General features: G+C 59.1%; 1 protein-coding gene. It reads right to left on the bottom strand.

Features of this window, described 5'->3' with window-relative positions; genetic code table 11:
- The coding region (locus EH240_RS37725) for an EAL domain-containing protein (protein ID WP_148101215.1) at positions 1–259 on the bottom strand (259 nt) is incomplete at both ends.

Below are 259 nucleotides of genomic sequence, written 5' to 3'. Positions count from 1 at the left end.
TCCGGTGCCGAAATCATCCATGGCGATTTGAACCCCAAGGCTTTTGAGCTGACGCAAGACAGCGAGCGCCCGCCCGATGTCCTTGATCAGGCAAGTTTCGGTAATTTCCAGCTCGAGGCGGGACGGATCGAGACCGGTTTCTTTCAGCACTGCCCCGACCAGCTCCGACAAATTCCCGCCGTGGAGTTGCATAGCCGAAACGTTGACGCTGATTGCTAGCGGTTGTTGCCAGCTTGCCGCTTCGGCGCAGGCGGTCCGA

The sequence above is a fragment of the Mesorhizobium tamadayense genome, assembly GCF_003863365.1.
Lineage (GTDB): Bacteria > Pseudomonadota > Alphaproteobacteria > Rhizobiales > Rhizobiaceae > Mesorhizobium > Mesorhizobium tamadayense.
The sequence above is the reverse complement of the archived record's forward strand: the minus strand, read 5'-3'. Positions and strand labels throughout refer to the sequence as shown.